Source organism: Streptococcus sp. FSL L8-0526 (genome assembly GCF_038007145.1).
GTDB lineage: Bacteria > Bacillota > Bacilli > Lactobacillales > Streptococcaceae > Streptococcus > Streptococcus thermophilus.
Genome location: NZ_JBBOWP010000001.1, coordinates 874283 through 895587 on the forward strand (window position 1 = coordinate 874283; position 21305 = coordinate 895587).

Consider the following 21305-nt stretch of genomic DNA (forward strand, 5'->3'; position numbering starts at 1 on the left):
ATTGTATTTATTTTATAAAAATCTAAAGCTTTTGACAAGGAGGAGTCATATCTTGACCATGGATTGGGAACAATTTTTAGACCCCTATATTCAGGCCGTGGGTGAGCTTAAAATTAAGCTCCGGGGTATTCGTAAACAATTTCGTAAGCAAAATCGTCACTCGCCCATTGAGTTTGTGACGGGACGTGTGAAGTCAGTGGCTGCCATTGAAGAGAAAATTGCCTTGCGTGGTCTCTCTGTTGAGAATTTAGCAAAGGATATGGAAGATATTGCAGGACTCCGAGTAATGGTTCAGTTTGTCGATGATGTGGATGAAGTTTTGTCCTTGCTTCGTCGTCGTAGTGATATGACCATAGTCTCAGAGCGTGACTATATTAGGAACCGTAAGAATTCGGGTTACCGCTCTTACCATGTTATCGTGTCTTATCCTGTTGATACCATTGATGGTCGTAAGGAAATTCTGGTCGAGATTCAGATTAGGACTTTGGCTATGAACTTTTGGGCCATCATTGAACATTCCCTTAACTATAAGTATCAGGGAAATTTTCCAGAGGAGATTAAACTTCGCTTGGAAAATACGGCCCGTATGGCTTATGAGCTTGACGAAGAGATGCGTAAAATACGTGATGATATTCGAGATGCTCAGTTGCTCTTTGATCCAATCAACAGAACTTTGAAAGATAGTGTAGGAAATAGTGATGACACAGATGAAGACCTTTTCTGATAAGATGAAGGTAGCTATTATTGCTAATGGCAAACCCCAAAGCAGGCGTGTTGCCTCAAAACTTTTTAATACCTTTCGAGATGATCCCGATTTTTATTTGACTAAGAAAAATCCTGATGTGATTATCTCTATTGGTGGCGATGGCATGTTGCTATCATCTTTCCACATGTATGAAAAAGAGCTTTCTAGTGTCCGTTTTGTAGGGATTCACACGGGGCATCTAGGTTTTTATACAGATTACTTGGATAGTGAAGTGGATCAATTAATTGAAACCCTACGTAAGGATAATGGAGCTAAGATTTCCTACCCTCTTTTAAACGTCACATTAACCTTGGCTGATGGTCGTTCTTTCACATCTATTGCTCTCAATGAAGCAGCGATTAAGCGTAACGAGAAGACTATGGCGGCAGATATTTGCCTGAATGATGTACTGTTTGAGAGCTTCCGTGGAGATGGGGTATCTGTATCGACGCCTACGGGCTCAACCGCCTACAATAAATCTTTGGGTGGTGCGGTACTTCATCCCACTATTGAGGCTTTGCAGTTGACAGAAATTGCTAGTCTTAATAATCGTGTTTACCGTACCTTAGGTAGTCCAATTATTGTGCCAAAACATGAGAAGATTACTGTCTATCCTACTCGAATGGGGAGCTACACTCTGTCGGTTGATAATAAGACCTATACCAACCGGAATGTGAAAAAGGTAGAATTTTCGATTGATCAACGTAAGATTTCTTTTGTTGCTAGTGCTAGTCACACAAGTTTTTGGGAACGTGTCCGTGAATCCTTTATTGGAGACATAGAAGAATGAGATATGAATTTACTGTAGGACGTTCATGTCGAGTTAAAACCTTTTTGAAGGAGCACGATATTTCAAAAGGACTTCTAGCCAAAATTAAGTTTGAGGGAGGTCACATCTGGGTCAATGGTGAGGAGCAGTTTGCGACTTATCCTGTCCATGAGGGAGACGTGGTTGCCATAGAAATCCCTGATGAGGCCCCACATGAAACCTTGAAGCCAATTCCTTTTGACTTGGATATAGTCTATGAGGATGATAACTTCTTGGTGATTAATAAACCCTATGGCTATGCTAGTATTCCAAGTGTTAACCATGATAATACCATGGCTAACTTTGTCAAACATCACTTTGTCAGCAATAATTATCCCAACCAGCGTGTCCATATCGTAACACGTTTGGATAAGGATACATCTGGTCTCATGCTGTTTGCCAAGCATGGTTACGCCCATGCTCGTATGGATAAACAGTTACAACAGAAGTCTATAAAAAAACATTATTATGCCTTGGTTGAAGGTGAGACCAATCTTGAGCAGCAGGGTGAAATCATTGCACCGATTGCGCGTGATATGGATTCCATTATCACACGTCGAGTCCATAAATCGGGGAAATATGCCCACACTAGTTATCGTTTGGTAGGTGATTATGGTAGGGTTAAATTGGTTGATATCAATTTGCATACTGGGCGTACCCACCAGATTCGTGTCCACTTTGCCCATTTGGGACTCCCCCTTTTAGGAGATGACCTTTATGGTGGTTCTCTAGACTATGGTATTGAGCGCCAGGCCTTGCATTGCCACCGACTTGCATTCGTTGATCCTTTCACCAAAAAAGAAATGGTCCATGAGTCTTCCTTGACAGCTGATTTTGAAACCGTTATCATGGACTTGAAAACTAAAAAAGATTGATTGAGGAATTTTTATGCGTAGTCTATTTGGTGAACTCCGTGAATATATTTCAGGGAAAGGTGTTAGGATTGTTTTCCCTGAGGGTAATGATGACCGTGTGGTTCGTGCAGCTGTCCGTTTGAAATTTGAAGAATTAGTTGATCCTATTATTTTGGGAGACCCAACAGAGGTTCACAAAATCTTGAACGATCTTGGTTTTGTAGACTTTAACTATACTATTATTAATCCTGAAACCTATGAAGGCTTCGAGGAAATGAAGGAAAAATTTGTTGAAGTCCGTAAAGGAAAAGCGACAATTGAAGATGCAGACAAGTTGCTTCGTGATGTCAACTATTTTGGTGTTATGCTAGTTAAACTTGGTTTAGCAGATGGAATGGTTTCAGGCGCGATTCACTCAACAGCGGAACCGTTCGTCCTGCTCTTCAAATTATCAAAACAAAACCTGGTATTTCTCTTACATCAGGTGTCTTCCTTATGAACCGTGAAGATACCAATCATCGCTTGATGTTTGCCGACTGTGCTATCAATATTGAACCAAATTCTCAAGAATTAGCAGAGATTGCAATTAATACTGCAGAAACAGCTAAAGTTTTTGGTATTGATCCTAAAGTGGCAATGCTTAGCTTCTCAACAAAAGGTTCCGCTAAATCACCAAAAGTTGACAGGGTTGTTAAAGCAACAAATATTGCTAAAGAAATGCGTCCTGACTTGGCTATTGATGGTGAGTTGCAGTTTGATGCAGCCTTTGTTCCAGCAACAGCAGCTATTAAGGCACCAGACAGTGACGTAGCAGGACAAGCTAACGTCTTTGTCTTCCCATGTTTACAGGCTGGTAATATTGGTTATAAGATTGCCCAACGTTTGGGAATGTTTGAGGCTATCGGACCAATCTTACAAGGTCTTAATAAACCAGTAAACGATCTTTCTCGTGGTGCTAGTGCTGAAGATATTTACAACTTAGCTATTATCACAGCTGCTCAAGCTATTAATAATTAAAAGCAATAATAAAAGAAAGTCTGGCTAAGTGAACTGCACCCCAAAAATTAGACAGAAAAATCTAACTTTTGGGGTGTTTTTATTATGAAATTAACTTATGAAGATAAAGTTCAAATATATGAATTGAGAAAGCAAGGAGAAAGCTTTATACGACTTTCAAATCAATTTGGGGTGAACATTTCTGGTCTAAAATATATGGTGAAATTAATTGACCGTTATGGAATAAACATCATCAAAAAGGGAAAGAATCGTTACGATTCACCAGAATAAAAACAAGAAATGATTGATAAAGTTCTACTTGAAGGTCGTTCACAAAAAAGTGTAAGTCTTGATTATTGTCTTCCAAGTGGTGGAATGTTGCCTAATTGGATAGCACAATACAAAAATGGGTATACTCTTCTTGAGAAAAGAAGAGGGAGAGTACCTAAAATGGGGCGTAAACGTAAGAAAACTTGGGAAGAAATGACAGAACTAGAGCGACTCCAAGCAGAAAATGAGTACCTGAGAGCCGAGAATGCAATTCTAAAAAAGTTGAGAGAACTCCGATTTAGGGACGAAAAGGAGCAAGAAGAAAAACAGAAATTGTTCAAGGATTGGTAACAGAGTCTGCTTTAGGGATTCTTCTAAAGATTATCAAACTTGCTCGTTCAACCTATTATTACCACTTAAAGCAACTGAATCAAGTAGATAAAAATCAATCTATCAAAGTGGAAATTCAAGAAATTTATTATGAACATAAAGGAAATTATGGCTATCGCCGAATAACTCTTGAATTGAGGAATCGTGGTTTTGTAGTGAACCAGAAGAAGGTCTAACGTCTGATGAAGCTCCTTGGTTTAAGTTCCCAAATTCCGTCGTAAACGCAAGTATTCTTCATACCTAGGAGAAGTTGGCAAGAAAGCAGATAACCTTAGTGACCAAGGTTGGCAATACCAACATCAGTATTAACATCAATTTTTAGAGGATAAAGGGATCCAACCGTCCATGTCGCGTAAGGGAAAATATTCCAGACAAAGGTATGATGGAGTCTTTCTTTAGCATTCTTAAGACTGAGATGTTTTATGGTTATGAGAAGACGTTTCACTCACTTGAGCAATTAGAACAAGCTATTGTAGACTATATTGATTATTACAACAACAAACGCATTAAGGTGAAATTAAAAGGACTTAGTCCTGTGCAATACAGAACTAAATCCTTTGGATAAATTAGTTGTCTAACTTTTTGGGGTCAGTACATTGTAGGGGGGTTATTTTTATGACAAATATTTATTTTCTTTTTGTGATTTTAGACAAAGTGTAATAGCTAGCGCAAATAGATAAAGTAGGATGAAGACGACAAGAGTGCTTGTGTATGATTTGGTTGCTGAGTATATGACAGCAAGCAACATTGGACCTGCTAGCGCAGCCATTCCCCAAGCTGTTAAAATATAACCGTGCATGGTTGCTAGCTCTTTAGCACCGAAAATATCGCTAAGATACGGTGGAATGAGTGAGAAGCCAGCTCCGTAGCAAGTCATGAGCACAGCCATGGCAATGGTGAATAATGCTGGCGCGTGAAGGAACATGAGCGATATAGTCATGAGGATATTAACAACAAATAAAATAGTGCAGGTCAGCGGACGACCAATATAGTCTGACAAGCTAGCCCAGAGCAATCTTCCAAAGCCATTGAAAATCCCCATAAGCCCGACGATAATGGCAGCTTGGTTAGCAGTCATGCCAGCTACATCTTGTGCCATAGGTGAGACAACAGAGATTAAGGCAAGCCCACAAGAAGTGTTGATGAAGAGAATTAGCCAGAGCAGGTAAAATTCAACCGTTTTTAAGGCTTTTTTAGCTCCAATACCTTGGTTTAATTGCTTATGACTGTCGTTAGTATCCTGTTCACTGTAGGATGGAAATTTGAGAAATTGTGAGACGATAAGCATAACCAGAAAATAAGCCACACCTAACAGGTAAAAGGTGTTGATAACATCATATTTGGTGATTAAGAAATACGCAATTGGACTGGTTAAAAGAGAGGCAAATCCAAATCCCATGATAGCTAGCCCAGTTGCCAGCCCACGTTTATCAGGAAACCACTTGATAATCATTGATACGGGTGTGACATAGCCCGTACCAAGCCCGATACCGCCAAGAACACCATAGCCTAGATAAAGTAGTAAAAGACTATGATTAGCAAGTGCAACACCGGTTAAAATATTTCCAGATGCGTACAAGATAGCTGAGATGGTTCCAGTCACCCTAGGACCAAGTTTATCAACAACTTGTCCCATAAAGGCAGCAGACATGCCAAGACAGAAAATCGCAAGTGAGAAGGCAAAAGCAATTGACGATTGATTCCAGCCAGTTTCAGCGATAATAGGATTACGATAAACACTCCAAGCATAAGTAGATCCCAACATTAAATGCAAGATAACACCGCAGCTTGCGATGAGGTAACGATTTTTGGCTGACATATTTTCTCCTTTTTACGAATATTAAACCAATTAATTATTATAAACGATAGGATATTATTATATCTTATTTTTTAAAATAAGTAAAATAGTATTTATTTTAAATAAATACGAACAATATAAAAAGAGTGAATAATAACGTTCAGAGTTTGATGATTTGGTTAAATAAGTTTTTATTTTTTATGATAAAGTTATCCACCTGTTAAAAACTTAAAATGTTTTTAAAATAGTCATTATCCACAGAACGACCAAGGGTGAGAGATTTTAAGGAAAATAAGGGGAACTTCCCCCCATTTTCCTAACACTTGCTTTGGTGTCTTTTGTGGTGTGTGTTATAAAAAAGCATGGAAATTTTCGACACACATACGCGCATCTTAACGCTGATGATTTTGCTGGTCGTGAAGCAGAAGAATTAGCCCTCGCTAAAGAAATGGGCGTTACTCGACACAACGTCGTCGGTTTTGATGCACCAACCATTAAACGAGCTATTGAATTAGCTGAAGAATACCCAGAAATTTACGCCACAATCGGTTGGCACCCAACTGAAGCTGGCTCTTATAATCAAGAGGTTGAGGATATGATTGTCGCCAACCTATAGCATCCAAAAGTGATTGGTCATAGTGAGATTGGACTGGATTATTATTGGATGGGAGATCCAAAAGAAGTTCAAATAGAGGTCTTTAAACGTCAAATCCAATTATCAAAAGAGCACAATTTACCATTTATCGTTCACACTCGTGATGCTATGGAAGATACTTACCAAGTCATCAAAGAAATTAGTGTTGGCCCACGTGGTGGCATTATTCACGAATTTTCTGGGGGACAACGTCAACGTATCGGGATTGCGAGTTCTTTGGTCATGCAGCCTGATTTGGTTATCGCTGATGAACCAATCTCAGTCCTTGACGTGTCAGTTCGTGCCCAAGTTTTGAATTTGCTTAAGAAATCCCAAAAAGAGTTGGGGTTAACCTATCTCTTTATCGCTCACGATTTGGCAGTGGTCCGTTTCATTTCTGACCGTATCGCTGTTATCTATAAGGGGACAATAAGGGGACAATCGTGGAAGTTGCTGAGACAGAAGAGCTCTACAACAATCCTATCCATCCTTACACCAAGTCACTCTTGTCTGCTGTTCCTATTCCAGATCCAATATTGGAACGTAAGAAAGTCTTGAAGGTTTATGATCCAAACCAACACGACTATTCGGTTGATAAACCAGAAATGGTGGAAGTACGTCCAGGTCACTTCGTTTGGGGTAACAAGACAGAAATTGAGACTTATCATAAAGAACAAAGTTAGTAAGTCTTTTCAATGCAAAAAAATCGTGTTCCAAAAGGAACACGATTTTTCTTTAGTCCAAATTCAAACGATTTGTCATGATATAGTAGGTACCAAAGTAACTTGCTGCGATGAGAATGAGAGACTGGACTAGACTAAAGATATATGACGAGTTATTAATTACAGTATTTGTTGCATTTCCGGTCAAGGATGCACCGATTCCAAAGAAGAAAACAATAAAGAATAGGATGGCTTGAATGGCGAAATAGGCGACAAATCCCATACGAACTTTGTTGGTGTTGAAGAGGTTTCCAATACTAATACAGAGGTAATAGAATAGGATACCGCTAATTTTTCCTAAAATTGTAGAAGGGATGAAGAGGTAGAGGGCCCCCATTTCTTTTAAGATTTGACCGAAGTAGCTGGTAGTTAGGAGGATATCTTTCATATCAATGTTGAAAACGGCTACAATGCCAATTGAAGCGAGTACAACGAGAGATGAAATCGTATCTAAAATAAAAGCTGCCAAAAGTTTAGACAAGATTAATTGGTGGGCAGAAACTGGGAGTGTATTGGTTAGGTAGCCTTCTCGTCCAAAGATACTAGTCGCAAAGCGTTTGATAATGAGAACAATGGTTGCGATATAGATGGTTCCCCAAACAACAATGGTGGCAAACACAATCAGTGTAAAGAAAGCCATAAACAGTAAGCTTGGTTCCTTGTGGACGTGTTCAAAGGTGACCGTTAGTTTTTGAAGCATTAAACCCAAAGGTATGGACAGTAGGATGGCAATCCCATAGATGCCAAGATACCACTTACGGACTGATTGTAATTCATATTTAACTAATTTCCAAAACATGCTCATACCTCCTAATTGTGGAACATCTCTCTGAAGAGTTTGTCAATAGACTTGCCATGGGCTTGACGGATATTATCTGTATCACCTTGAAGTTCGATCTGACCGTATTTTAAGAAGACAACTTCATCTAAGACAGATTCAATGTCTGCAATCAAATGGGTTGAAATAATAACAGAAGCATCTTCAGAGTATTGGTTGATAATAGTTTTTAGGATATAGTCACGTGATGCAGGATCGACACCACCAATAGGTTCATCAAGGAGATAGAGTTTAGCCTTACGACTCATAACTAAAATCAACTGAACTTTTTCTTTGTTACCTTTTGAAAGGTATTTAAGTCGCAAATCAGGTTGGAGCTTTAGATCCTCCAAGAGCTGCAAGGCAAGAGGATAGCGGAAGTCAGCGTAAAAATCTTGGAAGAAATTCAAGTAGTACTGGATTGTCTTACTTTCATCTAAATAGGTAATGTCAGGCAAATAAGCTACTTGTGCCTTAGTGATAGGTGACGGATGAAATCCATTAATGGTCACTAAACCAGAAGTCGGTTGAAGGAGACCATTTAAAATTTTGATTAGGGTTGTTTTACCACTACCGTTCGGACCTAAAAGGCCAACAATTTTTCCTGATGGGATGGAAATGGTCACATCTCTAAGGGCTGGAATACCGTTATAGGTCTTGGTGAGATTTGTTAGAGTTACAATATCAGGCATCGGTCTATAAGTCCTTTCCTGTTTGTTCGATATAGTCAGTGATGATAGTCTTGATTTCAGGTGAGCTAAAACCAATGGCTGTCATTTCAGTGACAAAGTTTTTCATGAGAGTTTGAGCAATCTCGTGTCGTTTTTGATCAATGAGTTTCTCATCTTCAGTAACGAAGCGACCAGACGTACGGGCAGAATAAACCAACCCCTCTTTTTCAAGTTCTTGGAAGGCTCTTTGTACAGTGTTGGGATTGACACCGGCTTCCTGAGCAAACTCTCTCACGGGTAAAAGTTGTTGTCCCATACTTAATTCTTTGGAAGCAATCTTCAGTTTCACACGATAGGCGATTTGGAGATAAATTGGTGATTTTTCATCAAATGTCCAAGCCATAAGAGGTTCCTTTCTAAGAGATATAAAAGTATTATTTTTGTACCAAATCAATGATACAACTAAAAAAGTAATTTTGCAAGTAATAATCCATATTTCTCTAATTTCTTTAGCTTTTCCCTAACTTATATCCTTATTTTTGGTACAATAGGGGCAAGTATATTCGACCTGAGGGGAGTTTATTTTGAATATTTTAGCGACAGATATGGATGGTACTTTTTTGGATAACCTTGGTTCCTATGATAAGGTGCGTTTAGATAAGCTTTTGGATGCTTGTGAAGCTAAAAATTACGTCTTTACAGTAGCTTCTGGTCGAGCTCTCTTAGCTTTGGAAGAACTCTTTGACGGATTTGTGGACCGCATTGCTATTATTGCGGAAAATGGGGCCTTGGTTCAGTACAAGGGTGAAGTCTTGTTTGAGTCTAAGCTAGAACCTAAAGAATATTTGGAAATTGTAGATACGACCTTAGCTTTACCAACTTGTGAGGGAATTCTTTTGTCAGGACGTCGAGGAGCCTATGCGCCAGAAGATGCAGATCCAGCCTATCTTAAGGTCATGGAACGCTACTATGAAAATGTCATGGCAACAAACCTTGAAGGGGTCACAGATGATATTTTCAAGGTTACTGCTAAGTTTCAAGGGGATACCATCATGGAACGTGGTGACTATCTCAATACGATTTTTGAGGATATGACAGCTGTAACTACTGGCTTTGATTCTATGGATATTATCCTTAAAGGCGTAGACAAGGGATTTGGGCTTTACCATCTTTGTCAAGAGTTGGGGCGTCAGGCTTCAGATGTCGTTGCATTTGGTGATAATCTCAATGATATGGAGATGCTGACATTTGCAGGATGTGCGGTTGCTACGGAAAATGCGCGTGATGAGATTAAGGAAGTGGTAGATGAGGTGATTGGTCACCATAAAGATGGTGCAGTCTTTGACTACATGGAAGGATTGGTAGGTTCAGATGGCTGAGATTAAATTGTTGGCCTTGGATTTGGATGGGACGCTATTTACCAAGGATAAGCAAGTGACTGCTGAAAATAGAGCTGCTCTTAAGGCGGCAGAAGCTAAGGGAATTCACGTGGTTATCACGACCGGTCGTCCCCTTCCAGCTATTAATCATGTCTTGGGAGACTTGGGTTTGTTAGACGACAAGCACTACAGCGTAACCTTCAATGGTGGCTTGGTTCAGCGTAATAACGGCGATATTTTAATCAAGAAAGAGATGACCAGAGATGATTTAAAGCATATTTATGCTGTTTTTGAACCTCTAGGGCTCCCTATGGATGTTCTTAGTGATGGCATTGTCTATGGAGTGCCTAGTAAAGGGAATCATTCGCTCTATCGTCAGGCTAATCCTACTTTGACTTTTGTTGATGTGAATAGCATTGATGACATTCCGCAAGATATCGTCTATAATAAGGTAGTTACGGTTTGTGAGGAAGCCTTTTTGGATTCCCAAATTGAAAAACTACCCGACCATCTATACCAAGCGTTTGAGGTCTTTAAGTCTCGTGAAATTATCCTAGAGGTTATGCCAAAGGGTGTTCATAAAGCTGTGGGTTTGAGACTCTTGACTGATTATCTCGCTCTTGACAGAAGTCAAGTCATGGCTATGGGAGATGAAGAGAATGATATGTCCATGCTAGAGTGGGCTGGTCTGGGTGTCGCTATGGCGAATGGTGTTCCTCAGGCTAAGGCTGTTGCTAAGGCTGTAACGACAAAAACAAATGAAGAATCTGGAGTGGCTGAGGCCATCCATAAATACATTCTAGAGTAATAAGGAGAACCAGATGGGTCTATTTGATCGATTATTTGGACAAGAGAAAACCGAGTCACAGGAAACTCTTGCTAATAAAGAACTTACAGAGGTGATTTCAGAAACGGATTCTATTGCTAATCAAGATTTGTCATCAAGTGAATTAACAACTGGAAATCAAGCAGAACCGTTTAGCAAGACTGATACTCAAGTAGAAAAAGATTTATCCACAGAATCTGTTGTGACAGATGAAAGTGAAGAGGCACTTACTGAAGAACTTTCTGTGGATAATCAGCCCTCAAGCGAGTCAGAAATAGCTTCAGAATCAGTCGATCGTCAAGCAACTGTGGATAGCCACTTTGCGGATGTCATGGCTGATTACTATGCTAAGAAGGCTCAAGTAGCTGCAGCTGCGGAAAAAGGTGAGACAGTTACTTTTGAAGCGGTCCAAACCCGTAAGGTTGAAGAAACAGCTACAGAATTACCTGATTCCAAGACTGAAACTGAGCAAGAAAAGTATAATCGTACGCTTAAGAAGACGCGTACTGGTTTTGCTGCTCGCTTGAATGAATTCTTCGCTAATTTCCGTCGTGTTGATGAAGAGTTTTTCGAACAATTGGAAGAAATGCTGATTCTCTCTGACGTTGGGGTCAATGTTGCGACGCAATTAACGGAAGACTTGCGCTATGAAGCTCGACTTGAGAATGTCAAAAAGACTGAGGATTTGCAACGCTTGATTATTGAAAAACTTGTGGATATCTACGAGAAGGACGATGTTTACGAGGAGCAGATTAATTTCCAAGATGGTTTGACAGTTATACTTTTTGTTGGTGTTAATGGGGTTGGTAAAACGACTTCTATTGGTAAGTTGGCAAATAAATACAAACAAGAAGGCAAAAATGTCATGCTAGTTGCTGCTGATACTTTCCGTGCGGGAGCTGTTGCTCAATTGGTCGAGTGGGGACGTCGTGTTGATGTGCCTGTAGTGATTGGTGCTGAAAAGGCCGACCCTGCTTCCGTGGTTTTTGATGGTATGGAGAAGGCTCTTGCTGAAGGTGTTGATGTTCTTATGATTGATACTGCGGGTCGTTTACAAAACAAAGACAACCTTATGGCAGAGCTTGAAAAAATTGGCCGTATTATCAAGCGTGTGGTGCCAGAAGCACCCCATGAAACCCTCTTGGCTTTGGATGCTTCAACAGGTCAAAATGCACTTAATCAGGCTAAGGAATTTTCAAAAATCACACCTCTTACGGGTCTTGTTTTAACCAAGTTGGATGGTAGTGCCAAGGGTGGTGTGATTCTAGCCATTCGCCAAGAGTTGGATATCCCAGTTAAGTTGATTGGTTTCGGTGAGAAGATTGATGATATTGGCGAGTTCCATTCAGAAGAATTCATGCAAAGTCTCTTGACTGGACTGGTTTAAAAAGATATTTAAAAAGAGTGAGTACTGGGAAAAGGTATTCACTCTTTTAAATAGTGTCCTCACCTTGAAAAAAGTCGCTTTTATTGATAGAATGGTAAGAGAATAAGACTGCTTTGAAAAGTGAGCTGTAACTTAATCACTGAACAACCCTTAAAAAGAGATGATTTACTTCTCTTTTTAAGGTGAGTCATAATAAGAATTTTAATCTTAGTTTAAGGAGAAGACATGTCTGAACGTGGACTTTTAATTGTTTTTTCAGGGCCTTCTGGTGTCGGAAAAGGAACTGTTCGTCAGGAGATCTTTTCAAAACCTGACCACAAATTTGCATACTCAGTATCAATGACCACACGTGCTCAACGTCCTGGTGAGGTTGATGGGAAGGATTATTTCTTTCGTTCGCGTGAGGAATTCGAAGAGCTTATTCGTAATGGTCAAATGCTGGAATATGCTGAGTATGTAGGCAACTACTACGGAACACCTTTGGCCTATGTCAATGAAACCTTGGATAAGGGAATTGATGTTTTCCTTGAGATCGAGGTTCAAGGAGCCCTACAGGTTAAGAAAAAGGTTCCAGATGCTGTCTTTATCTTTTTGACACCACCAGATTTGAACGAACTTGAAGAACGTTTAGTTGGCCGTGGGACAGACTCTGAAGAAGTTATTGCTCAACGTATTGAACGTGCGCGTGAAGAGATTGCTCTCATGAGCGAATACGATTATACCATTGTCAATGACGAGGTGTCTTTGGCTGCCGAGCGTGTAAAGCGTGTTATTGAAGCGGAACACTTCCGAGTTGAACGTGTGATTGGCCACTATCGTAATATAATTTCAGATAAGAGATTATCAGATAAATAAATTAGAAATAGGTATAGAATTATGATGTTGAAACCCTCTATTGATAAACTTTTGGATAAAGTGCCTTCAAGATATTCATTAGTTATTTTGCAAGCAAAACGTGCCCGTGAATTGGCAGCTGGTGCTGAACCTACTCAAGAATTTACGTCTGTAAAATATACGCTTCAAGCCCTTGAAGAAATTGAATCTGGTAATGTCATTATCCACCCAAATCCAGAAGCTAAACGTAAATTGGCACGTTTGAAAGTTCTCCAAGCGCGTCTTGCTGCTGAGGAAGAAGAACGTAAAATCAAAGAACAAATCGCTAAAGAAAAAGAAGAAGGCGAAAAAATCTAAAATCAAAGTCTTGCTTTGGTTTACGAGGATAAGAGGAGCTGAGGCATAGTGTCTCAGCTTCCTTCTTTATGATGCATATCACTAGCTCAGGATTTCTGGAGTTTAGGAAATCGCTGGACCAAAGGTGAAGAGAGGAGATATATGGTTTTAGTTGCACAAGTAATTGTAGATGTTCCTCTGATGCAGACGGACAGGCCTTATAGTTACCTTGTACCCGAATCCATGCAGGGGCAAATTACCATCGGTATGAGGATTCATGTGCCTTTTGGTAAAGGAAATCGTCTCTTGCAAGGGTTTGTTATTGGCTTTGGAGAGCAAGAAAATGTAAGAAATCTGCCAGACTTGAAGCCAATTGCGGAACTTTTGGATTATGAACCAGTCCTTAATCAGGATCAGCTGGATTTGGCTGACCAAATGCGACACACGGTTTTTTCCTATAAGATTTCCATCTTGAAGTCTATGCTTCCGGGTCTCCTTAATTCACAGTATGACAAAGTTATCATGGCAACTGATAAACTGAGCGAAGAGGAAAAGGACATTTTTCTTCAGGGGCGAGACCATATTCTCTTCTCTCAATTGTCGAAAGAACAAGGTAAAGCCATTCCGCGTTTGGTGGGATCTGGTCGCGTAACGGTTGATTACATTGCTAAGGATAAACAAAATATAAAAACGGAGAAACATTATAGTGTTCAAAGAGGCATTTTAGAGACTTTGGATATTTCACAACGAGCCAAGAAACGGCTGGAGTTGCGGGACTTCTTGTTAGAAAAGAATGAGCCTGGAAAGTTGATAGACCTGCATAAACTTTTTTCTCCAGATGTGGTGAAGTTTTTCATTGGGGCTGGAGCTCTAGCCATCACTGAAGTTGAGGTCAATCGTGCTGATAGCTACTTTGAAAAGGTAGAGAAGACAGATTTTCTAGAGCTTAATGCTCAGCAAGCACATGCTGTTGAAGTAATGACACGTCAGATTGGTCATGGCGGGAAGCCGTTCTTGTTGGAAGGAGTGACGGGGTCAGGTAAGACTGAGGTTTACCTGCATCTTATTGAGAGAACCTTGGCTATGGGAAAAACTGCTATTGTCTTGGTTCCAGAAATTTCTCTGACGCCACAAATGACCAATCGTTTCATCTCCCGTTTTGGCGACTTGGTAGCAATCATGCATTCAGGCTTGTCAGATGGTGAAAAATTTGACGAGTGGCGTAAGGTTAGGTCTGGTCAAGCAAAGGTCGTTGTAGGAGCACGTTCTGCTATCTTTGCTCCCTTGGACAATATTGGAGCAATCATTATCGATGAGGAGCACGAGGCGACCTATAAGCAGGAATCCAATCCTCGCTATCATGCTAGAGATGTGGCCTTGCTTAGGTCCAAAAGCCATGGCGCTATTCTTGTACTTGGTTCAGCCACGCCTTCTATTGAGTCGCGAGCGAGGGCTCAGAAAGGGGTCTATCATTTTTTTGAATTGACAAAGAGGGCCAATCCTAGTGCTAAAATTCCGCAGGTTGAAGTGGTGGACTTTAAGGACTTTGTCGGTAGACAAGAGGCGAGTGATTTTACGCCGCCTCTCTTGGAGAAAATCCGAGAGCGATTGGCACGTAAGGAACAAGTCGTTTTGATGTTGAATCGTCGTGGGTATTCTTCATTTGTCATGTGTCGTGACTGTGGCTATGTGGATGACTGTCCGAACTGTGATATTTCACTGACTTTGCATATGGATACCAAGACCATGAATTGTCACTACTGTGATTTTCAAAAAGCTATTCCTAATGTCTGTCCTAATTGCCAGAGTCGTCAGATTCGCTATTATGGGACTGGGACACAGAAGGCTTATGATCAATTGACGGAACTTTTGCCAGAAGCCAGAGTGATTCGTATGGATGTTGATACTACACGTAAAAAAGGCGCTCACGAGAAACTTTTAGAGACTTTTGGGAGTGGCAAGGCTGATATTCTGCTAGGCACCCAAATGATTGCCAAGGGCTTGGATTTTCCCAATGTTACCTTGGTAGGGGTCTTAAATGCGGATACGTCGCTAAATTTGCCAGATTTTCGTTCTGCTGAGCGCACTTTCCAGCTGTTGACTCAGGTGGCTGGTCGTGCAGGTCGTGCCGACAAGGAAGGGGAGGTTATTATTCAGACCTACAACCCTAGTCATTATGCCATTCGTTTTGCTCAGCAACAGGATTATGAGGGATTCTATGCCTATGAGATGGGGATTCGCCGTCAGTTGGCCTACCCGCCATATTTTTATACGGTAGGGATCACTCTTTCCCACAAGGATGAAGAGTTTGTAGTCCGTAAGAGCTATGATGTCATGGCTTGTTTAAGAGAACATTTGTCGGACAAGGTGACTTTCTTGGGACCAACACCAAAACCTATTGCCCGAACACATAACCTTTATCATTATCAGATTATTATCAAATATCGTTTTGAGGATAGCTTGGAAGAGACGCTTAATAGGATCCTTGATATGACTCAGGAACCTGAAAATAAGGATCTACGTTTGATTATCGATCATGAGCCTCATAATTTTACCTAATTTAGAAAAGGAAGAATATGACAAAAATAGTATTTATGGGAACGCCGGCCTTTTCAGCGACAGTGCTGGAAGGACTTTTGACAGATAAGCGTTATGACATTGTCGCTGTTGTCACACAGCCAGATCGTGCTGTCGGCCGCAAAAAAGAAATTCGCATGACACCAGTTAAGGAATTAGCCTTGGCGCATGAGTTGCCAATCTATCAGCCTGAAAAATTATCAGGCTCTGAAGAAATGGCCCAACTCATATCACTTGGAGCTGATGGTATTGTTACTGCGGCTTATGGTCAATTTTTGCCAAGCAAATTGCTTGATAGCATGGACTTTGCGGTTAATGTTCACGCATCGCTCTTGCCAAAATATCGTGGTGGTGCACCTATCCATTATGCCATCATCAATGGTGATGCAGAAGCTGGTGTGACCATTATGGAAATGGTCAAGGAAATGGACGCTGGTGACATGATCAGCCAAAAGGCCTTGCCAATTCTGGACCAAGATAATGTCGGTACTATGTTTGAAAAATTGGCAGTTTTGGGTCGTGACCTCTTGCTTAAAACCTTGCCTGCCTATATTGCAGGAGAAATCAAACCTGTTCCTCAAGATGCCAGTCAGGTAACGTTTTCACCAAATATTAGCCCAGAAGAGGAGCGCCTTGATTGGAATAAGTCGAGTCGTGACATTTTCAATCAAATCCGAGGTATGTATCCATGGCCTGTGGCACACACTCTGCTTAATGGCAAACGTTTCAAAATTTATGAGGGAGACTTAGTAGAAGGACAAGGACAGGCTGGTCATATTATCGAAAAAACTAAGAAGAGTTTAGTCGTTGCGACTGGTCAGGGGGCTATTTCGCTTAAGAGTGTTCAGCCTGAAGGTAAACCTCGTATGGCTATTGCTGATTTCCTTAATGGAGTCGGTCGCAATCTTGAAGTAGGTGATGTCTTTGGCCAATGATTGGAAAAAAACAGCCCGTGGACAGGCACTTGAAGTTTTAGAAGAAGTCTTTCAAGAAGGGGCTTACTCAAATATTGCCCTCAATGCACGTCTGAGCAATTCATATCTAACAGATAAGGACAAGGCCCTGGTAACGGAAATTGTTTATGGAACTGTTGCCCGTAAGATCACTTTGGAATGGATCTTAGCCCATGTCATTGAGGATCGAGATAAACTTGAAGCTTGGGTCTATGACCTATTGCTTTTGAGTCTTTATCAGTTGGCCTACTTGGATAAGATTCCATCCCATGCGGTGGTTAACGATGCCGTTTCTATTGCCAAAAATCGTGGCAATAAAAAAGGAGCTGAGAAGCTGGTGAATGCAGTTCTTCGCAAACTATCTAGCCAGCCATTGCCAGATCCAAGCAATATTAAACGTGTCAATAAACGCTATTCTGTTCAATATTCCCTACCTGTATGGTTGGTGAAAAAGCTTATTGAGCAGTATGGGGAAGAGCGAGCCCTTGCTATTTTCCAAAGTCTCTTTGTGAGAAACAAGGCCAGTGTCCGTGTGACGGATGTGTCCCGTATGGAAGAAATTGCGGAGGCCACTGGAGCTGAGTGTTCAGATTTGTCACCAGTTGGGCTTGTTAAGTCTTCGGGTTATTTTGCTGGGACTGATTATTTTAAAGAGGGGTTATTGACTATTCAGGATGAGACTAGTCAGCTAGTTGCACCAACTTTAGCAATTCAAGGTAAGGAAGAAATCCTGGATGCTTGTGCGGCACCCGGAGGTAAGACTGTCCATATGGCATCATACTTGACGAGTGGACATGTGACGGCTCTTGATCTTTATGATCATAAGCTTGCTCTTATTAAAGAAAATGCACAACGACTTGGTCTGGCTGATAAGGTTAAAACTCAGAAACTAGATGCTCGTCAGGTGCATCAAGCCTTTCCGACTGCTAGTTTTGACAAGATTCTAGTGGATGCTCCTTGCTCAGGGATCGGTCTCATTCGTCGAAAACCAGACATAAAATACAATAAGGATCTCCAAGACTTTAAATCCCTCAAGTCTGTGCAATTGGATATATTATCCAGTGTTTGTCAAACCCTACGAAAAGGTGGTATAATAACCTACAGTACTTGCACCATCATAGCAGAAGAAAATCAAGAGGTAATTCAGGCCTTTCTTGAGAGCCATCCTGATTTTGAGCAAGTTGCCTTGGATCATTCATGCAAGGACATCGTGGTCAATGGCTATTTGGCTATCACCCCCGAACAGTATCTAACTGATGGTTTTTTTATCGCTCAGATGCGTAAGAAGGTCTAGGGTTACAGAGGAGGAAACACTGACGCAAGTCAGAAAGAAAATTATGGAAATATCATTATTAACGGATATTGGCCAAAAACGGTCAAACAATCAAGATTTTGTTAATAAATTTGTCAACAAGGCTGGTGTTACACTTGTCATTGTTGCAGATGGAATGGGCGGACACCGTGCTGGAAATATTGCCAGTGAGATGTCAGTAACTGACCTTGGTCGTGACTGGATTAACACTGATCTTCGTGAGTTGAGCCAAATTCGTGATTGGATGATTGCTGCCATCGATGAAGAAAATCGTAAAATCTATGAGCTTGGTCAAAATGAAGAATATAAAGGAATGGGAACGACTATCGAGGTTCTTGCCTTAGTTGATAATGCTGTGATTTTCGCTCATGTTGGGGATTCACGTATTGCCCTTATCCGTAATGGTGAGTATAAGCAATTAACGAGCGATCACTCCTTGGTCAATGCTCTTATCAAGGCTGGTCAGTTGACAGAAGAAGAAGCGGCGGTTCACCCACAACGTAATATTATTACGCAATCTATAGGGCAAGCTGCTCCAGTTGAAGTAGATCTTGGTGTTCAACAATTGGAACCGGGAGATTATATTTTGGCCAATTCAGATGGATTGACTAATATGATTTCAATTGAACAGATTCTTCATATTGTTAACAGTCCTGGTTTTGTCGACGAAAAAACCAGTCGTTTAGTTGCTGCTGCCAATGAGGCCGGTGGTCATGATAATATTACAGTTGCTCTCATCGAAGTAGAAAGTGAGGAAGGATAATGATCCAAGTTGGCAAATTATTTGCTGGACGTTATCGAATCCTTAAATCTATCGGACGTGGTGGTATGGCGGATGTTTATCTGGCTAACGACCTGATTCTGGATAATGAAAATGTAGCTATTAAGGTGCTACGTACCAATTATCAAACTGATCAGGTTGCTGTGGCGCGTTTCCAGCGTGAAGCGCGTGCCATGGCTGAGCTTAGTCATCCGAATATCGTTGCGATTAGAGATATTGGTGAAGAAGACGGTCAGCAGTTCTTGGTGATGGAGTATGTGGATGGTTCGGACTTGAAGAAATTCATTCAAGACCATGCACCATTGTCTAACCAAGATGTTGTGCATATTATGGGGGAAGTCCTTTCCGCCATGACTCTTGCCCACCAAAAGGGTATTATTCACCGTGACCTTAAGCCACAGAACGTTCTATTAACTAAGGATGGTAGAGCTAAGGTTACAGACTTTGGTATCGCAGTAGCATTTGCTGAAACCAGCCTGACACAAACTAACTCAATGTTGGGGTCAGTCCATTATTTGTCACCAGAACAGGCACGTGGTTCTAAAGCCACTATCCAAAGTGATATCTATGCTATGGGGATTATGCTCTTTGAAATGTTGACAGGGCATATCCCTTTTGATGGCGATAGTGCAGTAACCATTGCACTTCAACATTTCCAAAAGCCCCTGCCATCGATTTTGGCTGAGAATCGTAACGTTCCTCAAGCTTTAGAAAATGTTGTTATTAGAGCAACTGCTAAAAAGCTTGAAAATCGTTACAACAGCACTTTGGAAATGAGTCGCGACCTAGTAACTAGTTTGTATCCTAGTCATAGTCGTGATTCTAAGGTAGTTTTTGATGACATGACGGATACTAAGACCCTGCCAAAGGTTGATTCAGTTCCATCAGTAGGTCCGGAGAAAAAGATTTCTCCTAAACCATCAGAGCCTAAACCGGCTCCAAGCAAACAACCGAGGGAAAAAGCTTCTCTATCTAAAAAGAAGAAAAAGCTCTTTTCAACTCTACTCAAGGTTTTCCTAGGCTTCGTCTTTATAGGAATTATCGTCTTTGCCTATCTTGTTTTTACCAATCCTGACAATGTCCAAGTACCAAATGTTGTAGGTCAAGAATTGTCAACAGCTCAGACGGAACTTGAAAGTGCAGGCTTTAAGGTTGGTGATGTTAAAGAAGTCGAAAATGATTCAGTCGATAAGGGCAAAGTTATCAAGACCGACCCTACAGCTGGGACAACGCGTAAAGAGGGAACAAGCATTGATGTCTATGTTTCTTCTGGTAGCAAAGGTTTCACTCTGAAAAATTACACAGGGAAAAATTATAAGGATGCCATTGAGGATTTGACCTCAAATTATGGGGTTTCCGAGGATCAGATTGATATTCAATATATCGAAGACGATAATGCTAAAGAAGGCGAAATCCTATCTCAAAGTCCGGAGAGAAACAAGTCCTTCAATCCTAAAGATAGTAAGGCAAAAATCAAGTTTCGTGTGGCAACTCCTAAGACCATAACTATGCCTGATGTGACTGGTTTAACTGTCTCGACAGCAGTCCAAACCTTGAATCGTAAAAACATTTCAAGTAGTAGTATTGAGTATCGTGACTATAATACTGGTGTTAAGTTGGATAAGAGTAAGGTACCTAGTAATACAGGGGTCCTTTATCAAGATCCTCAAGTTGGTACTGCTGTTGATGGCACAGTGATTCTCTATGTTTCAGTCGTAACTGAGAGTTCAAGTATTCAACAGTCAAGCTCAGCAAGTACGACACAATCGCCGTCATCTACAAGTTCTAGTTCTGAAAGTAGTACAGCTTCTAGTACCGAAACAGCTACAGAAGCTACTCACACAGAGCAATAATGAGTTTGAAAATTTTAGATATAAGAAAAAGAGAGGCTTTCTGACTCTCTTTTTGATTCAATTGCTTGGGGATTTTAAAGTGGCTGCTTGTCAGGGATGGCAGATTCTTTTATAATGAACGCGTCACATAGAGGAGAGGCGTAATGAGAAACCGTAGAAAACTGAAAAAGGTATATTATTAGCTACGATATTGTCATGACGGTTCTAGCCCTTCTTTTCATAGGGAGAGTAATTTTTTGATTTGGTTGGGTTGTTTACTATTGGGAGACATTCTTTTCTATTTGTTAATCAGACCATTACCCTTAAATTTGCTTTAGATTATACTATTCGTTTTTCCTTGGCACTTCGGAAGCGGATTTTTG

General features: G+C 40.7%; 17 protein-coding genes and 4 pseudogenes. 17 read left to right on the forward strand and 4 right to left on the reverse strand.

From position 1 onward, the window contains the following. Positions 1–52: 52 nt before the first annotated feature. The 5 genes and pseudogenes from NSQ85_RS04675 (at position 53) to NSQ85_RS04695 (ending at position 4628) form a co-directional block, all read left to right on the forward strand. Positions 53–724 (forward strand): GTP pyrophosphokinase, encoded by a 672-nt coding sequence (locus tag NSQ85_RS04675; RefSeq protein WP_179973887.1) that lies wholly within the window; start codon positions 53–55, stop codon positions 722–724. Beyond that, on the forward strand, positions 699–1535 hold the full coding sequence (locus NSQ85_RS04680; RefSeq protein ID WP_179973886.1) for an NAD kinase: 837 nt from the start codon (positions 699–701) through the stop codon (positions 1533–1535). Before NSQ85_RS04675 ends, NSQ85_RS04680 begins: the two co-directional genes overlap by 26 nt. Beyond that, positions 1532–2428: an RluA family pseudouridine synthase gene (locus NSQ85_RS04685; protein ID WP_179973885.1), complete on the forward strand. Its 897-nt coding sequence runs from the start codon at positions 1532–1534 to the stop codon at positions 2426–2428. Before NSQ85_RS04680 ends, NSQ85_RS04685 begins: the two co-directional genes overlap by 4 nt. Positions 2429–2435: 7 nt before the next feature. Beyond that, positions 2436–3424: pseudogene (gene pta, locus NSQ85_RS04690) on the forward strand (phosphate acetyltransferase). Positions 3425–3508: 84 nt separating this feature from the next. Then, positions 3509–4628, forward strand: a pseudogene (locus NSQ85_RS04695) (IS3 family transposase). A gap of 48 nt (positions 4629–4676) precedes the next feature. Here the strand turns inward: NSQ85_RS04695 and NSQ85_RS04700 are convergent. After that, entirely contained in the window at positions 4677–5882 is a 1206-nt protein-coding gene (locus NSQ85_RS04700) for an L-lactate MFS transporter (protein ID WP_340781265.1), read from the reverse strand. Positions 5883–6223: 341 nt separating this feature from the next. On the opposite strand from NSQ85_RS04700, the pseudogene NSQ85_RS04705 reads away from it, so the two are divergent. Then, positions 6224–6699 (forward strand): annotated as a pseudogene (locus NSQ85_RS04705) (TatD family hydrolase); the annotation flags it as partial. After that, positions 6682–7178, forward strand: a pseudogene (locus NSQ85_RS04710) (ABC transporter ATP-binding protein); the annotation flags it as partial. The pseudogenes NSQ85_RS04705 and NSQ85_RS04710, both read left to right, overlap by 18 nt. A gap of 52 nt (positions 7179–7230) precedes the next feature. On the opposite strand, the gene NSQ85_RS04715 reads toward NSQ85_RS04710, so the two are convergent. The 3 genes from NSQ85_RS04715 to NSQ85_RS04725 are packed head-to-tail and all read right to left on the reverse strand — an operon-like array spanning position 7231 to position 9108. Beyond that, on the reverse strand, positions 7231–8016 hold the full coding sequence (locus NSQ85_RS04715) for an ABC transporter permease (RefSeq protein WP_340781267.1): 786 nt from the start codon (positions 8014–8016) through the stop codon (positions 7231–7233). 11 nt (positions 8017–8027) lie between these two features. After that, the gene (locus tag NSQ85_RS04720) at positions 8028–8726 is read right to left on the reverse strand and encodes an ABC transporter ATP-binding protein (protein ID WP_340781268.1); all 699 of its coding nucleotides are present in this window, start codon (positions 8724–8726) and stop codon (positions 8028–8030) included. A 4-nt stretch (positions 8727–8730) separates the two neighbouring features. Continuing rightward, positions 8731–9108 carry a GntR family transcriptional regulator gene (locus tag NSQ85_RS04725; protein WP_011226300.1) on the reverse strand — a complete coding sequence of 126 codons (378 nt, stop codon included), beginning with the start codon at positions 9106–9108 and terminating at the stop codon, positions 8731–8733. A gap of 181 nt (positions 9109–9289) precedes the next feature. On the opposite strand from NSQ85_RS04725, the gene NSQ85_RS04730 reads away from it, so the two are divergent. The 10 genes from NSQ85_RS04730 to pknB all read left to right on the forward strand — a co-directional run bounded on the left by NSQ85_RS04730 (position 9290) and on the right by pknB (position 20943). Further along, positions 9290–10084: an HAD-IIB family hydrolase gene (locus tag NSQ85_RS04730; RefSeq protein ID WP_179972085.1), complete on the forward strand. Its 795-nt coding sequence runs from the start codon at positions 9290–9292 to the stop codon at positions 10082–10084. Further along, positions 10077–10892, forward strand: coding sequence for a Cof-type HAD-IIB family hydrolase (locus NSQ85_RS04735; RefSeq protein WP_179973876.1), 816 nt, complete (start codon positions 10077–10079; stop codon positions 10890–10892). Before NSQ85_RS04730 ends, NSQ85_RS04735 begins: the two co-directional genes overlap by 8 nt. Before the next feature lie 13 nt (positions 10893–10905). Continuing rightward, positions 10906–12297 (forward strand): signal recognition particle-docking protein FtsY, encoded by a 1392-nt coding sequence (gene ftsY / locus NSQ85_RS04740; RefSeq protein WP_340781272.1) that lies wholly within the window; start codon positions 10906–10908, stop codon positions 12295–12297. Between the two features lie 225 nt (positions 12298–12522). Beyond that, complete coding sequence (gene gmk / locus NSQ85_RS04745) at positions 12523–13152, forward strand: guanylate kinase (protein ID WP_179973874.1); 630 nt, start codon at positions 12523–12525, stop codon at positions 13150–13152. Positions 13153–13173: 21 nt separating this feature from the next. After that, complete coding sequence (gene rpoZ, locus NSQ85_RS04750) at positions 13174–13488, forward strand: DNA-directed RNA polymerase subunit omega (RefSeq protein ID WP_179973873.1); 315 nt, start codon at positions 13174–13176, stop codon at positions 13486–13488. 141 nt (positions 13489–13629) lie between these two features. After that, complete coding sequence (locus NSQ85_RS04755; protein ID WP_180482518.1) at positions 13630–16026, forward strand: primosomal protein N'; 2397 nt, start codon at positions 13630–13632, stop codon at positions 16024–16026. Positions 16027–16043: 17 nt separating this feature from the next. Next, a complete protein-coding gene (gene fmt / locus NSQ85_RS04760; protein WP_179973871.1) occupies positions 16044–16979 on the forward strand; it encodes a methionyl-tRNA formyltransferase in 936 nt (311 codons plus the stop codon). Beyond that, positions 16969–18291: a 16S rRNA (cytosine(967)-C(5))-methyltransferase RsmB gene (gene rsmB / locus NSQ85_RS04765; protein WP_179972078.1), complete on the forward strand. Its 1323-nt coding sequence runs from the start codon at positions 16969–16971 to the stop codon at positions 18289–18291. The genes fmt and rsmB overlap by 11 nt, the downstream gene beginning before the upstream one ends. Before the next feature lie 43 nt (positions 18292–18334). Beyond that, positions 18335–19072: a Stp1/IreP family PP2C-type Ser/Thr phosphatase gene (locus NSQ85_RS04770; RefSeq protein ID WP_179972077.1), complete on the forward strand. Its 738-nt coding sequence runs from the start codon at positions 18335–18337 to the stop codon at positions 19070–19072. After that, positions 19072–20943 carry a Stk1 family PASTA domain-containing Ser/Thr kinase gene (pknB, locus tag NSQ85_RS04775; RefSeq protein WP_179973870.1) on the forward strand — a complete coding sequence of 624 codons (1872 nt, stop codon included), beginning with the start codon at positions 19072–19074 and terminating at the stop codon, positions 20941–20943. Before NSQ85_RS04770 ends, pknB begins: the two co-directional genes overlap by 1 nt. Positions 20944–21305 lie beyond the last annotated feature (362 nt).